This window comes from Amycolatopsis sp. NPDC052450, assembly GCF_044547565.1.
Taxonomy (GTDB): domain Bacteria; phylum Actinomycetota; class Actinomycetes; order Mycobacteriales; family Pseudonocardiaceae; genus Amycolatopsis.
In genome coordinates, this window is the sequence record NZ_JBIUAQ010000033.1 from 44,491 (window position 1) to 62,128 (window position 17,638).

The window sequence follows — 17,638 nt, forward strand, 5'->3', positions numbered from 1 at the left end:
CCGGGCGCGGGAGACCATGCGGAACCACCGGCAGAAGTCGCCGTCGACGGTTCCTCTGGTCAGGAACCGCAAGCGGTGGCCGGTGGCAGGACCGCACCCCCGTCACGCAGCACCGACGGGTCCAGCGCGGCCCCGGTCGGAAGCAGGTTCAGCAAGGTCGTCGGCAAACCGCGGGACCCGGCAGGGTCGAGCGAGAGCGCCTTGGCACCCTCAGGCGGCACTGGATACTTCACGCCGGTGTCGGTCACGAGGAAGAGCGCGTCGCCGGGCCTTCCCGACGCCGCCGTCGCCCTGACGAGCGCACCGGAGCCGGGCCGCACCGCGATCCGGTCGACCCGCGCGCAGGGCGCCGCGACACCGGGCTGGTCGAACGGCGGCTGCCCGGCACCGGAAAGCCGGTCGGCGACCGCGACCTGCGTGCGCGGCGTGTCGCCGTCCGGGGTGACGAGGGCGCACAGCGCTTCTCCACTGTGGAGGGTGGTCGCCTTCGGCGGTTTCAGGGGCGGCGGCGGCTCGACCGGGGACAGGTTTTCGCTGACCACCCGGCCGGGGAGCGCCGCCACCGCGACTTCCCCGCCGTCGTAGGCGAGGCGGCGGACCTCCGGATCGACCGTCAGCAGCCGCGCGTCGAGCTCCGAGACCGGCCGGAGCCCCGACCGCGTGAGCACGTAGGGCCGTGCCGGCTCGCCCGCCACCGTGTACAGCCTGCCGACCGCGCCGAGGCCCGGCACCGCGGTACCGAGCCCGTCGATCGCGGGCGGCCCGAAGTCCGGTCCGGCGGGAAGTGCGTCGAGCAGCGCGGCCGGCGCCTTCACCCGCTGCAGAACGCCGTCGAGCGCGTCGAGTGCGCCCCGCTCGGTCGCCACACGATGACGTTTGCCTCGCCACAGCAAGAAGTTCGCCTCGTCCGGGGCGACGACCACGACCGCGGCGTCGTCGCCGAGGGGGTTCGCGGTGGCCCCGCCCACCCGCAAGGAGGTCGGCCCGGACCGGTCACGGCCGGTCGCCGCGCACACCTCCCACGGGTCGGCCGCGAGCGACGGCAGCGAGTCGGGCGCGCCGATGATGCCCAGCGGGTCGCCGCGGGGCACGTCCTTCAGCGACGCCTCGGCGACGTGCTTCACGACCAGCTGGTTGCCCGCGACCAGTTTGGCCGAGGCGTAGTTGAGGATCGGCAGCAGCTTGCCGCCCGCGTAGAGGAAGCGCGCCCCGGAGGAATCCGCGATGACGAGTGCGCCCTCCACCCGCCAGGACTTGTTCCCGCCCGGTGAGATGAGGCCGAACACCAGCATGCCGAGACAGGCGAGGACGGCGATCAGCACACCGATGACACTGCCCCGGTAGGTCCGCTGGAGCGGGCTTTCCGGCGCGTCCGGATCGACCCGCAGCAAAGCCGACGACAGCCTGCCCAGCATGAACTTGTGCGCCTGGACCTGATCGGTCTTCGAGTTCACGATCAGCCCCCGAGACCGCGCATGAACGCGAAGACGCCGAGCAGCCACAGGGCCAGCGGCAGCAGCGACACCGCCGTCAGGGTTTCCGCGAGATCCGCGAGCCTGCCCCACTGCGGCAGCAGCCTGCGCCCGGGCAGCGTCCACCTGGCCACGATCAGCACGGCGGCGAGCAGGAACACACCCGCCACCATCGGCAGCGGGCTCGCCGGGCCCTGCTGGGTGGCGAGCAGCAGCCGCAGCACGCCGTAGACCCCCGGCACGATCACCGAGAGCCGCTGCCACACACTGCCGAGCGCACGACCGTGCACCAGCAGCAAGGTGCTGAGCACGGCGGCGAACGTGGTGGCCTGCCAGGAAGTGTCCCGGACCACGAATTCGATCGAGACGACGCAGGAGGCACCGATCGCGGTGAACAGCGCGGTCACGAAGCCGTCCGCGACGCGGCCCTTGCCGACGACCTCGTCACCGGCGTGCGGTTCGAGTTCCTCCTGCAGTTCACGGGCGCTGGTGGGCAGTCCTGGCAGCCGTAGTCCGGCGAGCCGGAAGGCGATCCGCGGCACGAACGCGCCGAGCAGCACGGCGAGCACCGCGATGATCGTCGCCGACGCGGCGGCACTCACGCCGCCGAGCATCAGCACCAGGCCACCGGAGGCGCACAACAAGCCGAGGGTGGCGACGGAGACGAACACCGGCGCGGCACCCGCCACCGCGGCGAGCCCGAGCGCGGCCGCTCCCGCTCCCCCCACGCAGGCCGCCAGCAGCCGCGCGCCGGTGAGCACCGGGCCTTCCGGTCCACTGGGGACGATCGAAACCGCCAGGCCGACGAATGGGACCGCGGCCAGCGCCAGCGCGAGTGCCGCGGTGGCGTCGCCGAGCGCGCGGGCCGCGGTGGCCGAGCAGACCAGCAGGAAGACCGCTGCGGCACCGGCCGCGACCAGTGCCGGCCAGGCCGCCGGGGCGGACACCAGAAGCCCGAACGCGAAGGCGACGAACGCCAGGACGCAGCCGAGCATCGTCCATCGCGTCGCCCGCGGGCTCCACGAGTCCGGACGGTCGCGGGCTTCGGTGGACAGCCCGTCGATGATGTCGTCGAAGTGGACGGTCGGGAGCTGTTCGCGGCGAGGCCGCAGATGCACGGTCTCGCCGTCGCGCAGGTTCAGCGAATCGACGGTGGCTTCCTGGTCCAGCGGTGGATCCCCGAGCCGCTGGAGGGTCCAGCCGTCGTGGTCCACGCCCTCCTCGGCCAGCTCACGGCCCGCGTGACCGAGGATCGTCGGCATCAGGTCGATCAGGGGGATGTCCACCGGCACCGCCAGCTCGAAGCAGGCGGAAGGGGCACGGACCCGGAGTTTGCACAGTCCTGAAGTGGTCGCCATGGCACACGCCTTCGTTTCGGCGACCGACGCGCGGCAACACGAGTGAACCGTCGCGTGGTCGGATTTCGTCACCTCTTGTGGAGCCGCCACCACAGCGCGTCCTAGAGGGAAGGAATCCGGGCTTGAGTGTAATCACATTCCGCAAGGGGCCGCGACGGCCAGGACCGGAAATGCCCGAGGGCGAGCTGAGCATCCAGGAACCGCCGACGCTGCCCGAAGTCCAGCGCAGTGCCGGCGCGGTCATGATGTACCTGCCGATGGCGCTGTCGTCGACGGCGACCGTGCTGCTGTTCGTCCGGCCGGGCGAGAACGGCGCGTTCAGCTATCTGGCCGCCGGGCTGATGACGGTGTCGTCGATGGCCATGCTGGTCGGGCAACTCGGCCGCAGCGCGGGTGAGCGCAAACAGAAACTCAACGACGCCCGGCGCGACTACCTCCGCTACCTGGCCCAGTCCCGGCGCAAGGTCCGCGAAGTGGTCGCCGGTCAGCGGAAGGCCCTCGCCTGGCGGCACCCCGATCCGACGTCGCTGTGGTCGCTGCCCGGCACGTCGCGGATGTGGGAACGCGACGCACAGGACGAGGATTTCGGGGAGATCCGGATCGCCAGGGGCCCGCAGCGCCTCGCCTGGCGGCTGAACCCGTTGTCCACCAAACCCGTCGACGATCTGGAGCCGCTGTCCGCGCACGCGCTGCGCCGGTTCATCCACGCCTACGGCACCGTGGACGGCCAGCCGGTCGCGGTGTTCCTGCCGTCGTTCGCCCGGATCCTCCTCCGCGCCGATGGCGAGGACACCGAACCGGTCCGGGCGCTGGCGCGGGCGATGATCGCCCACCTCGCCGTCTTCCACTCCCCCGCGGAACTGCGGATCGTCGTACTCACCTCGCCGGAACGACGGGCGGCGTGGGAATGGGTGAAATGGCTGCCGCACAACCTGCATCCCAGCGAGACCGACGGCGCGGGTGAGGCCCGGCTCGTGGTGGAGTCGACCGCGGAGCTGGAAAACGCGCTCAGTGACGAGTTCGCGATCAGGCCGGGGTTCGACCCCGACGCGCTGCCGGACAGCCACGAACCGTGCGTGATGCTGTTCGTCGACGGCGCCACCGTGCCGCCCACCTCCCGGCTGGCAGGCGACGGCTACCGCAACACGACGGTCGTCGACCTCTCCTCCGCACTGTCCGAAAAGGACGATCAGCAGACGCTGCGGCTCCGGCTCGACGGCGGGATGCTGAAGCTGATCACGGTGGACCAGCACAACAAGGAGGTCGCCGGCGACCTCGGGCGGCCGGACGGGATCGGTCTCCACACCGCGACCGCGCTGGCGACCCGGCTGGCGCCGTACCGGGTCGGCGCGCGGCAGCGGTCGGCCGAACCGATGAACGCCGACTTCGACCTGACCGCCATGCTGGGCATCACCGACATCCAGACCTACGACGTCGCGGCGGGCTGGGCGGCGAAACGGCCGGGCGGCAGGCTCCGGGTACCGCTGGGCGTCGGCCCGACCGGAGCGCCGGTCGACCTCGACATCAAGGAATCCGCGCAGTCGGGCATGGGCCCGCACGGCATGCTGATCGGCGCGACCGGCTCCGGGAAGTCCGAGCTGCTGCGCACCCTGGTGCTGGCGCTCGCCCTCACGCATTCCTCGGAGATCCTGAACTTCGTCCTCGTGGACTTCAAGGGTGGCGCGACCTTCCTCGGCCTGGACGGGCTGCCGCACACCTCCGCGGTGATCACCAACCTCGCCGACGAGGCCGCGCTGGTCGGCAGGATGCGCGAGGCGCTCAACGGCGAACTGGTGCGCCGCCAGGAACTTCTGCGCAAGGCGGGCAACTACAGCTCCGCGCTGGACTACGAACGGGCGCGGGCGAACGGGACACCGCTGGCTCCCCTGCCCACGCTTTTCCTGGTGGTGGACGAATTCAGCGAGCTGCTCTCGGCGCACCGGGACTTCATGGACCTGTTCATCATGATCGGCAGGCTCGGCCGGTCGCTCGGGGTACACCTGCTGCTCGCTTCCCAGCGGCTGGACGAAAGCCGGATCCACCAGCTGGAATCGCATCTGTCCTACCGGATCGGCCTGCGCACCTTCTCCGCGATGGAAAGCCGCGGGGTGCTCGGCGTGCCGGACGCGTACCAGCTGCCGTCCGATCCGGGCAACGGCTTCCTCAAGAGTGGCACCGCGGCGCTCGACCGGTTCAAGGCCGCCTACGTCTCCGGGCCGCACCGGGTGGTGCGGCGGAACGTCGAACAAGCCGTGGTGGCACAACAGATCGTGCCGTTCACCTCGAAGTTCACCGCCCGCCGCGATCCCGGACCCGAACCGGTTCCGGTGCCCGAAGCCGAGCCGGAGGGTGCGGTGCCGAGCCTGCTGGAGCTGGCCGTCGACCGGCTCCGGGACAGCGGTCCCCCGGCGCACCAGGTGTGGCTGCCGCCGCTGGACGCGCCCGGCTCACTGGACGAACTGCTGCCGCCGCTCGTGGAGACCGCCGACCGCGGCCTCAGCGCGCGGGACTGGCCGGACGCCGGCGCGTTGACCGTGCCGATCGGCCTGGTCGACCGGCCGTTCGAGCAGACAAGGGATCCGCTGCTGGTCGATCTGGCGGGCAGCGACGGGCACGTCGCCATCGTCGGCGGGCCGCAGAGCGGCAAGAGCACGGCCCTGCGGACCCTGATCACCTCGCTGGCGCTGACGCACACACCGGCGGAGGTCCAGTTCTATTGCCTCGACTTCGGCGGCGGAACGCTGTCGAGCCTGCGGAAACTGCCGCATGTCGGCGGCGTGACCGGACGGCTGGACGTCGAGCGCATCCACCGCACCATCGGCGAGGTCACCGCGCTGCTGACGCGCCGGGAACGGTTCTTCACCGACCACGACATCGACTCGATGACCACCTACCGGCGCAAACGGGCGGCCGGCGAGTTCGCCGATCAGCGGCACGGCGACGTGTTCCTCGTGGTGGACGGCTGGTCCACCATCCGGCAGGACTTCATGGACCTGCTCCCGACGTTCGTCGAACTCGCCTCACGCGGTCTCAACTACGGCATCCACCTGATGCTGGCGTCGAGCCGGTGGAGCGAGATCATCAGCGCCGTACGCGACCTGGTCGGCACGCAGCTCGAACTGCGGCTCGGCGACCCGGTCGACTCGGTGATCAACATGCGAGCCGCGGCGACCGTCCCGAAGATCCCCGGCCGCGGCCTCACCGACAAGGAACTGCACTTCCTCACCTCCCTGCCGTCGATCGACGGCGCGGAGGGCGACGTCGCCGAGCACGTCGAGACCCTGGTGAGCCGGATCGCCGCGGCCTGGCCCGGCCCGTCCGCTCCCCCGGTCCGGATGCTGCCCGTGGTGCTGGACCGGGCCGAGCTGCCCGCGCCGGACGCGGACGTGCGGCTCGCCCTCGGCCTGGACGACCAGCGGCTCGAACCGCTGTGGCACGACTTCGAGGACAACCCGCACCTGATGGTGGTCGGGGACGTGGAGTCCGGGAAGACGAACCTGCTGCGGCTGGTGATCGACGGGATCACCCGGCGGTACGACCCGCAGGAGGCCCGGATCATCACGGTGGACTACCGCCGCGGCCTGTACGACGCCGTACCGCAGGAATACCGGCTGGGCTACGCGGTGTCCGGCGACTCGGTGCGGGACATGATCGACGGTGTCGCCCGCGCGGTGCGGACCCGGATCCCCGGGCCGGACATCACCCCGGCACGCCTGCGGTTGCGTGACTGGTGGACCGGGCCGCAGGTGTTCGTGGTGATCGACGACTACGACATGGTCGCGTCGTCGTCGAACGCACTGTTCCAGCAACTGTTCGACCCGTTGGCGCAAGGGAACGCGCTCGGTCTGCACCTGATCGTGGCCCGTGGCGCCAACGGTATCGGCCGCGGCGCGAACGATCCCTTGCTGCGGCGTCTCACCGAGGTCAACACCCCGGTGCTGCTGCTGTCCTGCCCCCTGTCGGAAGGCATGGTGTTCGGCGAGGTCCGGCCGCGCGTACTGACCCCGGGCCGGGCGCAGTACGTCACGCGGCGCGGGACGACCGTGGTGCAGACAGCGCTCTCGGCCCACGAAGCGGAGCTCGTCACGAAATGACCGGCCGCCGGTGCGGAGCCCCGGGTATGCCCCCAATGTGGCATTGGGGACGCTGACCGTCCCCAATGCCACATTGGGGGCATCAGACCGCGGCGCGAGCCGAAATCGCCACTAAAGCCCGCCGCTAACGGCCGGCACGCCACCCTCGCCGCCGCCCCCGCGGCACCACCACGGCCGCCGCCCCCAGCAGGCACACCGCCACCAGAACCCCGGCCACCACGGCGAAAGCCGACTGCCGGACCGGCGCGACGTCGGGCGGCGGCACCAGCGTCACCGGCTCCCGGCGCACCGCCCCGCCGCCGTCGGCCGTCGCGATCGAGGTCAGGGCCGCGAGCGGGTCGAGCACGGTGACACCGGCCTGCGGCGAGGCGGTGTCCCGCAGCCGCCGGGCGAGGTCGGCACCCGTCACCTCGCCCCGGTACGACCGGATCAGCGCCGCGGCGGCGGCCACGTGCGCGGCGGCGAACGCGGGACCGGCGCCGACGACCTGGCCACCGCCGGGTCCCTTGCCCACCACCAGGTTTCCCGGTGCGGCGAGGGCTCCTTCCGGCGGCGCGGTGTTCCCGCCCGGTTTTCCGTCCGGGCCGATGGCGGTCACCGCGAGCACCCCGGGGAACGCCGCCGGGTAGTACGGGCCGGGTGGGACGTCGCGTGCCGTGGTGAGATCCCGTCCCGCCGCGGCCACGATCAGCGCGCCCGCGGCGATCGCCCGGTCGACGGCCTGCCGCAACACCGGATCCGCCTCCGTGACGGCCGCCGCGACGCAGATGATCCGCACCCCCGCGCCGACAGCCGTGTCGAGCGCGCCGGCGATGTCCGACGCGGTCGCGGCCCCGAACTTGTCGGTACCCCGCACCGCGAGCACCCGCGCGCCGGGTGCGAGCCCGGAGAACCCGGCGCCGGACGACGGGGGCGCGGCGATCAGGCTCGCGACGACGGTGCCGTGCCCGACACAGTCCGTACCGGCCTCACCGATGGCGTCCGCGGGCAGTATCGACGTGTCGACACCGGTGTCCACCACCGCCACGGTCACACCCGTGCCGGTCGAGAGGGACCACAGCCGTTCGGCGCCGAGGTACGGAAGCTGCCACGGCGCCGAAGGGATCTTCTTGCCCGACGAAGCGGTGCACGGCTGCCCGGCCCGCAGCGTCTGCGGGATCTGCGGGAGTTCCCTGTCCTGCGCGGCCGCGGGGCCGCCGTTCGCCAGAAGGGCGAGCGTCGCGCACGCCACGGTCAGCTGTCGCCTCATCGTCCCAGTCCAGCACGCGCGGCCTCGGCCGAACACGAAGAAGGACCGGCAGTTTCCCGCCGGGTGAACCGTGCCGGACCTCCAGCGCGTTGTCCACGGTGGAGCCCGCAGAACGACGAGGGGAGCGCTCGTGTCACGGCACGTGCTCACAGTGGACCGCGATCAGGGGTATCGCACCATTTCGGCCGCGCTGCAGGACGCGCGCAACGGCACGGTGATCTCCGTGCTTCCCGGCCGCTACGACGAATCGCTGGTGGTGACGAAGGTGGTCACCATCGCGGCCAGTGACGTGCGCGGCAGTGTGGAGATCGTGGCGCGCAACGGCAGCGTGCTGCAGCTCGCCGCCGAAGCGGTGAAGCTCACCGGTCTGGTGCTGCGCGGTCAGCACGAGGAACTGCCCGCGGTCGACGTGGCGCGCGGCCAGGCCGCGGTAGAGGACTGCGAGATCATCGGCGCCGCCTGGACCGCCGTGCTGGCCCGCAATTCGGGCTCGCTGGCGATGCGCGGCTGCCGGGTGACCAATCCCGGCGGCGCGGGGATCGTCGTCACCTCGCCCGCTCCCAGCACGATCGAGGACTGCGTCGTCGAACACGTCCAGACGTCCGCCGTGGTGATCGCCGAACGCGGCAACCCGACGGTCCGCGACTGCACCCTGAGGCACGCCAAGGGCAACGGCGTCTGCGCGAACGGACAGGCACAGGGCACCATCCAGCACTGTGACATCTCCGCCACCGAGCGGCCGGGGATCGCCCTCGAAGAGGACAGTGCGACGAAGGTGCTCGACACCACCATCCGGGACAGCACGAGCGGTGTCTTCGTCAGCACCCATTCCTCACCGGTGCTCGAAGAATGCCGTGTCACCAACACCACCGGCGACGGGATCACCGTCGCCGACGGCGCGGATCCCCTGCTGCGCCGCTGCCGCACGGCCAAGACCGGCGGTGTCGGGGTGCGGGTCACCGGCCGGTCCCGCGGCACCTTCGAGGACTGCGAGGTCGCCGACGCGACCGGCGCGGGCATCCACGTCGACGAAGCGAGTGGCCCCTCGTTCCATCGCACGGCCGTCCGCGGCGGCTCGTCGGCGGGCCTGCTGCTCACCGACGGCGCGACGGCCGAGTTCGAACGGGTGGAGGTCCATGACGTCGCGGGCGACGGCGTGCTGGTGGAGGCGGCGGCCAACCCGCTGCTTCGCCGCGCGACGCTGAACGGCTGCCGCGGCAACGGCATCGAGGTCACCGGGAACGGCCGCGGCAGACTGGAGGACTGCGAGGTCCGCGACGCCAAGAAGGCCGGTCTGAGTGTCTCCGAGGGCGGAAGTCCTTACGTCAGCACGCTCCGGGTGTTCCAGCCGGGACAGTCCGGTGTCCTGATCGGACCGGGCGGCGTCGGCTCGCTCCGTGACTGCGAGATCGTCGAAGCGGGCGAAGACGGAGTGGTGGTGAGCGACGGCGGCGAACTCACGCTGTCCCGGTCCACGGTCCGGCGCTCCCGGGGCCACGGCGTGCGGGTGGAGGCAGGCGCGCGGGCGAAGCTGACGGCCGACGACGTCAGCGGCAACCGCCGCGACGGCGTGCGAATCGAGTCATCCGACGCGGTGAGCGTGGTGGACTGCACCGCCTCCGACAACACCGGGGGCGGCCTGCGGGTCACCTTGCCCAGCGCCCGGCTGTCGGTGGAAAACCTGACCAGCAACGGCAACGGCGGCCCGGACACCGACGGCAGCACGGCGAGCACGGTTGAGGTCGCGGAAACCGGCGCGACGGGCGCGGCACCGCGGCAAGCGGAAGACGAGGACGCGCCGCTCGCGAAACTGGACGCGCTGGTCGGCCTCACCGGCGTCAAACATCAGGTGAAGACGCTGGTGAACCTCAACAAGATGGCCCGCCGACGTGAGCAGGCCGGCCTCGTCGCGCCGCCGACCAGCAGGCATCTCATCTTCGCCGGACCGCCCGGTACCGGAAAGACGACCGTCGCCCGGCTCTACGGCAGCATCCTCGCCGAACTCGGCGTGCTGCGCGAAGGCCACCTGGTCGAGGTCGCCAGGGCCGATCTGGTCGCCCAGATCGTCGGCGGGACGGCGATCAAGACCACCGAGACCTTCACCAAGGCGCTGGGCGGTGTGCTGTTCATCGACGAGGCGTACACCCTGACGGCGCAGGGCAAGGGCAGCGGGCCGGACTTCGGCAAGGAAGCCGTCGACACCCTGGTCAAGCTGATGGAGGACCACCGCGACGACCTCGTGGTGGTCGCCGCGGGCTACTCGCCGGAGATGACCGCGTTCCTGCAGTCCAACCCCGGGCTCGCGTCCCGGTTCACCCGGACCATCGAGTTCGAGAACTACGCCACCGACGAACTGGTGACGATCGTCGAGCGAATGTGCACCGCTCACCAGTACCAGGTGCCCGAGGACACCAGGAACGCCCTGTCCGTCTACTTCGGACGGTTGGAACGCGGTGAGGACTTCGGTAACGGGCGGGCCGCGCGCAAGGTGTTCGAGGAGATGGTGGACCGGCAGGCGTTCCGTCTCGCGAGCGAAGAGGACGCGGACGACCAGAGCCTTTCGCTCCTGCTCCCCGCCGACGTGCCCGGTGGCGCGGCGGCCGGCGCGGAGGCCGGTGACGACGGCGCGCTGACGGCGTTGCGGACACGGCTCGACTCGATGATCGGCCTGACCGGGGTGAAGGACGCGATCAACGACCTGGTGAACCTGATCGCCACCGCCCGGCAGCGGCGCCAGGCCGGTCTGCCGGTCCCCGCGATCAGCAATCACCTGGTGTTCGCCGGCGCGCCCGGTACCGGCAAGACCACCGTGGCGAGGCTCTACGGCGAACTGCTCGCCGCGCTGGGCGTGCTGCGCAAGGGCCATCTGGTCGAGGTCGCCCGTGCCGACCTCGTCGGTCGCTACGTCGGGCACACCGCGCACCTGACCAGGGAGGCGTTCGAAAGCGCGCGTGGTGGCGTGCTGTTCATCGACGAGGCGTACGCCCTCACACCGGCGGGCGCCACGGGTGGCGACTTCGGGCAGGAAGCCGTGGACACCCTGGTCAAACTGATGGAAGACCACCGGGACGACACGGTGGTGATCGTCGCCGGTTATTCGGCGGAGATGCGGACGTTCCTCGCCTCCAACACCGGTCTCGCCTCCCGGTTCTCGCGGCACATCGAGTTCGAGAACTACAGCACCGACGACCTGGTGACCATCGTGCACCGGATGGCGACGACGAACGGCTACGAGTGCGCCCCGGAGACGGTCATCGCGCTGCGGCGGCATTTCGCGGACGTGGACCGCGGCGCGGCGTTCGGCAACGCGCGCTACGCCCGTCAAGTGATGGAGATCATGATGACCCGGCAGGCCGGGCGGCTCAGCACCACGGGCGCCCCCACCGTCGCCGACCTGCGGCTGTTGTCCCCCGCCGATCTCCCCTGACCTTTCAGCGGCGCGGTGCCGGTGGCAGGATGGCCGCCATCGGCACGGCGTCGCTGAAAGGGGCTCTACTGCGTGGGTACGACCGCGTTCGGTGACTTCCTGCGCTTCTACCGGCTGCGCATCCCCATGACCCAGGAAGAGTTCGCGGAGCGGACCGGGATCAGCGTGCGCAGCATCAGCGACATGGAACGCGGACGCGTCCGCACCCCCCAGCGGCGTACCGCGGAACTACTGGTCGCGGGACTCGGCCTGGCAGGCAAGGAAGCCGCTGACTTCGGCGAGCTGGCCCGCTCCGGGCGCCGGTCGCCCGCGCCGTCGGAGACCCCGGCACCGGAGAGCGAACCCGAAACGCCGAGGTCCTTCGTCGCCGCCCTCCCGCCCGACCTCACCGAACTGACCGGACGGGAAGCCGAACAGCGGCTCCTCGACGACGTCGCGCGGGACGCCGAATCCTCGGCGCGCCTGCAGGTCGCGGTGATCCACGGTCTGCCGGGCGCGGGCAAGACCGCGCTCGCCGTGGACGCCGGGCACCGGCTCTCCCGGCACTTCGGCGACGGCTGCCTGTTCCTCGACCTGCGCGGCATGGACCTCCAGCCGCTCAGCCCGGAGCGCGCCGTGCACCGGCTCCTGCGCGGATTCGGCGTGGACGAACGCCGGCTCCCCAACGATCCCGAAGACCGGCTGGCCCTCTATCGCTCCCTGGTGCACGACCGCGAAGTGCTGCTCATCCTCGACAACGCCGCCGACGAGGCCCAGGTACGGCCGCTGCTGACCACCAGTCCCGGGTCCATGGTGCTGGTGACGAGCCGGAACACCCTCGCCGGACTGGACGCGCGGCACCGGATCGCCCTCGGTTCGCTGTCCGGGGACGAGTCGGTGGAACTGCTCGGCGTGATCGCCGGGAAGCGACGGCTGAGCGGCGAACCGGAGGCGGCGCGGCGGGTGGCGAAGCTCTGCGGCGGTGTGCCACTCGCGTTGCTCATCGCGGGAAACCGGCTGGCCAGCCGTCCTCAATGGACGATCGCGCACCTCGCCGACCAGCTGGAGGACGAACGGCGGCGGCTGTCCGTGCTCACCGCCGGCGACCTCCAGGTCCGTGCCGCCTTCGGACTTTCCTACCGCCACTTGACTCCCGACGTCGCGAAGGTGTTCCGGCTGCTGGCGCTGGTGCCCGGTTCGGACACCTCCGTCGAACTCGCCGCGGTGGCCTGCGGGCAACCGTCGGACGAGGTCGAAGCAGCGCTGGAGAAGCTGGCCGACGCCAGCCTTCTGGGCTTCAGCGGCACATCCGGCCGGTACACCAGCCATGACCTGCTGCGCGTCTACGCCATGGAGCGGCTCGAAACCGCCGAGCGCGCCGAGGACGTGCACGCCGCCGGTGAGCGAGTCCGGAAGTGGCTGCTGACGGTGGCGACAAAGGCCGCGCAGTTCTTCGACCACGACCGACCGGAGGTGACGGTCGCCGTCGACGGGCCCGATCCCGTGCACGACCGGGATTCCGCGGCCAGGTGGCTGGCGCGGGAGCAGACCCACTGGCGCGGCGCGCTGCGCGCGGCCGTGGCGCGGGGCGAACACCGCCGGGTCCTCGATCTGGCCGAGGCGATGCACTGGTACTCGGATCTGCGCGGTACCGGCGATCTGTGGCTCGAGGTTTTCCGGGGAGGCGCGGCGGCGGCGCAGGCGCTGGGTGACGTCAAGTCCGCGGCCGAGCAGCTGAACTACGTGTCATGGGCGCTCTACGCGCTTTGCGGGGAACCGCGTGAAGCACTGGCCGCGCACAAGCTCGCGGTGGCGGCGGCGGGCGACGCGGGAGACGTCATCACGGAGGCGTGGTCGCTGTACTACGGGTCGGCCATCACCCGGCGCCTCGGTTCGCCCCGTGAGGCCGCTCGGATCGGCAGGCGGGCGGTGGAACTGTTCGAGCAGGCCGGCTATCCGAACGGTCACCATCTCGCGTTGTCCCTTCTGGGCAGCATGCTGCACACTCTCGGCGAGTTCGGCGAAGCCGTGGCCGTGCAACGGCGAAGCGAGGCCTACTACCGGGGTTCGGCCACCGCGCCCGGCAACGACGAACTGCTGTCCATGGTCCTGACCAGGCTCGCCGACAGCCTGGCGGCGAGCGGGGACGTCGCGGCCGCACTGGAACTGCTCGCGGAGGCCGAGGCGTTGTTCCGCAGGCACGACGCGATGTTCGGGGTGGCGCGGACGCAGCACCTGCGCGGGCGGGTGCTGTCCAGGGCCGGACGGCTCAGGGAAGCCGAAGAACAACTTCGGTCCGCCCTCGCCGAGGAACGCCGGTCCGAAACGAAGATCGAGATCATGGTCGAGCTGGCCGAAATCGCCGACGCCGCCGCCGACCCGGAGGAAGCCCGGCGGCACCGGGTGCGTGCCCTCGCCGAATGCGCCAGGTACGAGACCCCTCTCGCCAGGAGCATGGCCCGCAAACTGGCGGGCACGCTCGGCGTCGCCGTCTGAGTCACCAGCCGGCGGCGGTGACTCCGTTGCAGGCGAGCACCTCCGTCATCGCGATCCGCGCGTGGTGCACCCGCGATTTGACCGTGCCGACCGGCACCCCGATGCTCACGGCCGCGCGTTGCCGGGTGCGGTCGTGCCGGTAGATCTGTTCGAGGGCTTCGCGCTGCGTCGGCGTCAGCTGGGCCAACCCCTCTTCGAGAACACACCGTTCGACGACCTCGTCGGCGAAGTCGGTACCGCCCGGCAGCAGATCGAAGTCGTCGTCGCCGAACACGACCGGCCGGGCGTTGTCGCGGCGGGACCAGTCGACGATGAGGTTACGGGCGACCGTGAAAAGCCAGCCTCGGACCGAACTCCCCTTCCCGGCGAGGGTCTCACTGTTCCGCCAGGCACGGAACAGGCATTCCTGCACGACGTCCTCGGCCCGATGCGGGTCTGTGGGCAGCAGGCGGCGGGTGAACCGCAGCAGGTGCTCGCGGTGCTCCGCGTGCAAGGACGCCAGGAAGGCGTTGCCGTCGGACGGCGATGGCGCCCGGCCCGCCAGTGCGGTCACCCCGGTGACACGGTTGCTCGCCACGCTGACCTCCCGGTGATCGGCGGCTTCGATGGACTCAATTCCACCTTCGGACCCGCTCGGCGACCATGAGGAAGAACCGGCAGAAGTGACGACCGGGGCGTTCTTCCGGGCGCGAGGCCGGCTTCTGCTCAGCTGTAATTCAGCTAACGACGAGATGAGCTCCTGTTCAGCGCGCCAGAGGCGGCGGATACGGTCCTCGGCATGACTCTGCGAGCCGCGGCGGTGCGGCGGAAACCGGTCGCCGATCTGATCGCCGACAGTGAGCACGGCACGCTGAAGCGCTCCCTCGGGCTCGGGCAGCTGACCATGCTCAGCATCGGCGCGACGCTGGGCAGCGGGATCTTCGTCGTGCTCGGCGAAGCGGTGCCCGTGGCGGGCCCGGCGGTCGTGCTGTCGTTCGTGCTCGCCGGGATCACCGCGCTGTTCTCCGCGCTGTCCTACGCCGAACTCGCCGGAATGATCCCGGTGTCCGGTTCGTCCTACTCCTACGCCTACGCCACACTCGGCGAACTGGTCGCCTGGGTCTGCGGCTGGTGCCTGGTGCTCGAATACGGCGTCTCGGTGGCGTCGGTGGCCGTCGGCTGGGGGCAGTACCTCAACGAGCTGCTACGGCTGGCGTTCGGTTTCGCCATCCCCGACGCGTTCAGCCAGCCGCCGGGTTCGGGCGGGATCGTCAACGTCCCGGCCATCGTCGTCGTGCTGCTCGCCATGTTCCTGTTGCTGTCCGGCGCGAAGGAGAGCGCGCGGGCCAACGCGATCATGGTCGTGGTCAAGGTCGGCACGCTGGTGCTGTTCTGCGCGATCGCGTTCTCCGCGGTCCGGGCGGCGAACTTCGCCCCGTTCCTGCCGCTCGGCCTGGCCGGGCTGAGCGCCGGCGCCGCGAAACTGTTCTTCTCCTACATCGGTTTCGACGCGGCCTCCACGGCGGGCGAAGAGGCGAAGAACCCGCAGCGGGATCTGCCGAGGGCGATTTTGCTCTCGCTCGCGATCGTCACCGTGCTGTACTGCCTGGTCGCCGTGGCGGCCGTGGGCGCGCTGCCGTGGCAGGAGTTCGACGGCAAGGAGGCCGCGCTCTCGCACGTGCTCGGCGCCGTTTCCGACAACCCGCTGTGGGCCGGGCTACTGGCCGTCGGCGCCATCGTGGCGATCTCCAGCGTCGTGCTGACCGTCCTCTACGGACAGACCCGCATCCTGTACTCGATGTCCCGTGACGGCCTCGTCCCCGCTTCGCTGTCCAAAGTGGACCCCAAGACCGGCACTCCGCGGATCAACACCCTGGTGGTCTCGGGCTTCGTCGCGACGCTGGCCGCGTTCATCCCGCTCGGGAAGCTGGCCGACGCCACCAGCATCGGCACGCTGTTCGCCTTCGGGCTGGTGAACGTCGCCGTCCTGCTGCTGCGAAAGCGGCAACCGGAGGCCCCGCGCTCGTTCCGCGTGCCGTTCTCCCCCGTCACGCCCATCCTCGGCGTCCTGTGCTGCGGTTACATGATGCTCAGCCTGGACGGCGCGACCTGGATCGTCTTCGCCGGCTGGATGGCGCTAGGCCTGCTGATCTACTTCGGTTACAGCATGCGCCGATCCCGGCTCGCCGCGGATTCGCCCGTTCGCCGCCATAATTCCTAGCCTGTACAGCCGTAGTACGAGCCGGATCATTGAATTAACGGTGATCGGTAGGGGACACTTCCGACCGACCCACGGAAAACCCTACCGTGAACCGAGGTCCTTATGCGCCGATATGGCATTACCGTGCTGACCGCGTGCCTCGCCCTGTCCCTCACCCCATTTCCTGTCTCCGCCCAAGAGACGGCGACCGCCCGCGCTCCCTTCTGTTACGAGGAACCCGTACAACCGAAAGCCGACGTAAGTGACATAAAGGCCGGTTTCCAGTCCACGAAGTGGTTGCAGACGATCCAAGCCGTGTACAAGCGGCGCTGGCCCAGCGGCGAAGGCCTCGCGATCGCTCAGGCCAAGGACAAGTACTTCAGCCAGTTCGTGAACAAGACCAGCTTCAACGCGCTCGCCGAATCCCTGATGGTGGCGATCCACGAAGAGACCCACATGTGGGATCTGGATCCTTCGAGAACCTCCTGGGACGTGTACGTCTCCGCGTGGATCGACGCTTCCCGCAAGGCGATGAAGGTGCCGATCCACGGCGGCTTCCCGCGCCGCGAAATACTGCCGCTCATCACGGACGGTCTCACGCGTTCGATGGACGACATCTACCTGCGGGACCAGCAGCAGGGGTCGTACCGGATGCAAGGGGTGATCGCGGAACTCAACGCCGGACTCATGGGATTGCCCGCCGCGACCGTCGTCGCCGAGTACATCCAGGGAGTGGGCGCGAGCAATTCGCGGGACATCGCGGCCACGAACATGCGCTACCTCCAGCTCTACCTGCGCGTGGCCAAGGCGAACCATCCCGATTACTGGGCCAAGATCAAGGCCCAGCCCCAATTGCGCGAATTCGTGCTCATCGAATTCCTCCGGACGGCCTACTGGCTGGATCAATCCGCACCCCACGCCGCGAAACTCGGCAGTGCGGACGTGGCCAAGATCGTCGCCAAGAACTACGCCCCGGAGAACGTCGCGATCATCGAGGAGTTCACCGGCGCCAAGGTGAACACGGGTACGTCCAGGAACTGCACGATCTGACGCCGGGCAGGCAGTCGTGCCGGTACCGCATCGGTACAGGTGGTCGTGAGTGGCGATTCGGGTCAGAACCAAGGGTGTCTTAGGTACCTATGTGGTTCAGGCTTTGGTCGATGCCAGGCCTCGGTCCGTGAAGGCCTCCTTGAGGGACCCAGAGTCCCTCAAGGAGGCCTTCACGGACTCGGCCATCGCCACCGTTCGCCCCGCATACACCAGCAGTCACAGCAGCCGCGCGTGAAGGACCCCATCCTTGCGCCAAGTACATGAAGGACCCCATCCTTGCGCCTAAGTACAGGAAGGGGTCCTTCATGTACTTCAGGCAGCACGCAAGAAGCAC

General features: G+C 70.3%; 9 protein-coding genes. 5 read left to right on the forward strand and 4 right to left on the reverse strand.

Going from position 1 to position 17,638, the window contains the following annotated elements:
- Positions 1–59: 59 nt before the first annotated feature.
- Both eccB and eccD read right to left on the reverse strand, forming a co-directional pair.
- Positions 60–1,454 carry a type VII secretion protein EccB gene (eccB, locus tag ACIHAO_RS35815; RefSeq protein WP_396565510.1) on the reverse strand — a complete coding sequence of 465 codons (1,395 nt, stop codon included), beginning with the start codon at positions 1,452–1,454 and terminating at the stop codon, positions 60–62.
- 2 nt (positions 1,455–1,456) lie between these two features.
- Positions 1,457–2,830: a type VII secretion integral membrane protein EccD gene (gene eccD / locus ACIHAO_RS35820; protein ID WP_396565512.1), complete on the reverse strand. Its 1,374-nt coding sequence runs from the start codon at positions 2,828–2,830 to the stop codon at positions 1,457–1,459.
- 122 nt (positions 2,831–2,952) lie between these two features.
- On the opposite strand from eccD, the gene eccCa reads away from it, so the two are divergent.
- On the forward strand, positions 2,953–6,924 hold the full coding sequence (gene eccCa / locus ACIHAO_RS35825) for a type VII secretion protein EccCa (RefSeq protein ID WP_396565514.1): 3,972 nt from the start codon (positions 2,953–2,955) through the stop codon (positions 6,922–6,924).
- A 124-nt stretch (positions 6,925–7,048) separates the two neighbouring features.
- On the opposite strand, the gene ACIHAO_RS35830 is transcribed toward eccCa, so the two are convergent.
- Positions 7,049–8,173: a S8 family serine peptidase gene (locus ACIHAO_RS35830; RefSeq protein WP_396565516.1), complete on the reverse strand. Its 1,125-nt coding sequence runs from the start codon at positions 8,171–8,173 to the stop codon at positions 7,049–7,051.
- 130 nt (positions 8,174–8,303) lie between these two features.
- Between ACIHAO_RS35830 and ACIHAO_RS35835 the strand changes: the two genes are divergently transcribed.
- Both ACIHAO_RS35835 and ACIHAO_RS35840 read left to right on the forward strand, forming a co-directional pair.
- Positions 8,304–11,600, forward strand: a complete 3,297-nt coding sequence (locus ACIHAO_RS35835) for a right-handed parallel beta-helix repeat-containing protein (protein WP_396565518.1) — start codon at positions 8,304–8,306, stop codon at positions 11,598–11,600.
- 72 nt (positions 11,601–11,672) lie between these two features.
- A complete protein-coding gene (locus ACIHAO_RS35840) occupies positions 11,673–14,075 on the forward strand; it encodes an ATP-binding protein (protein ID WP_396565520.1) in 2,403 nt (800 codons plus the stop codon).
- 1 nt (position 14,076) lies between these two features.
- Here the strand turns inward: ACIHAO_RS35840 and ACIHAO_RS35845 are convergent, their stop codons facing one another.
- Positions 14,077–14,652 carry a sigma-70 family RNA polymerase sigma factor gene (locus tag ACIHAO_RS35845; protein WP_396565522.1) on the reverse strand — a complete coding sequence of 192 codons (576 nt, stop codon included), beginning with the start codon at positions 14,650–14,652 and terminating at the stop codon, positions 14,077–14,079.
- Positions 14,653–14,853: 201 nt separating this feature from the next.
- Between ACIHAO_RS35845 and ACIHAO_RS35850 the strand changes: the two genes are divergently transcribed.
- Together ACIHAO_RS35850 and ACIHAO_RS35855 are read left to right on the forward strand one after the other, a co-directional pair.
- Positions 14,854–16,275 (forward strand): amino acid permease, encoded by a 1,422-nt coding sequence (locus ACIHAO_RS35850; RefSeq protein ID WP_396565524.1) that lies wholly within the window; start codon positions 14,854–14,856, stop codon positions 16,273–16,275.
- Positions 16,276–16,569: 294 nt separating this feature from the next.
- On the forward strand, positions 16,570–17,304 hold the full coding sequence (locus ACIHAO_RS35855; RefSeq protein ID WP_396565526.1) for a hypothetical protein: 735 nt from the start codon (positions 16,570–16,572) through the stop codon (positions 17,302–17,304).
- Positions 17,305–17,638 lie beyond the last annotated feature (334 nt).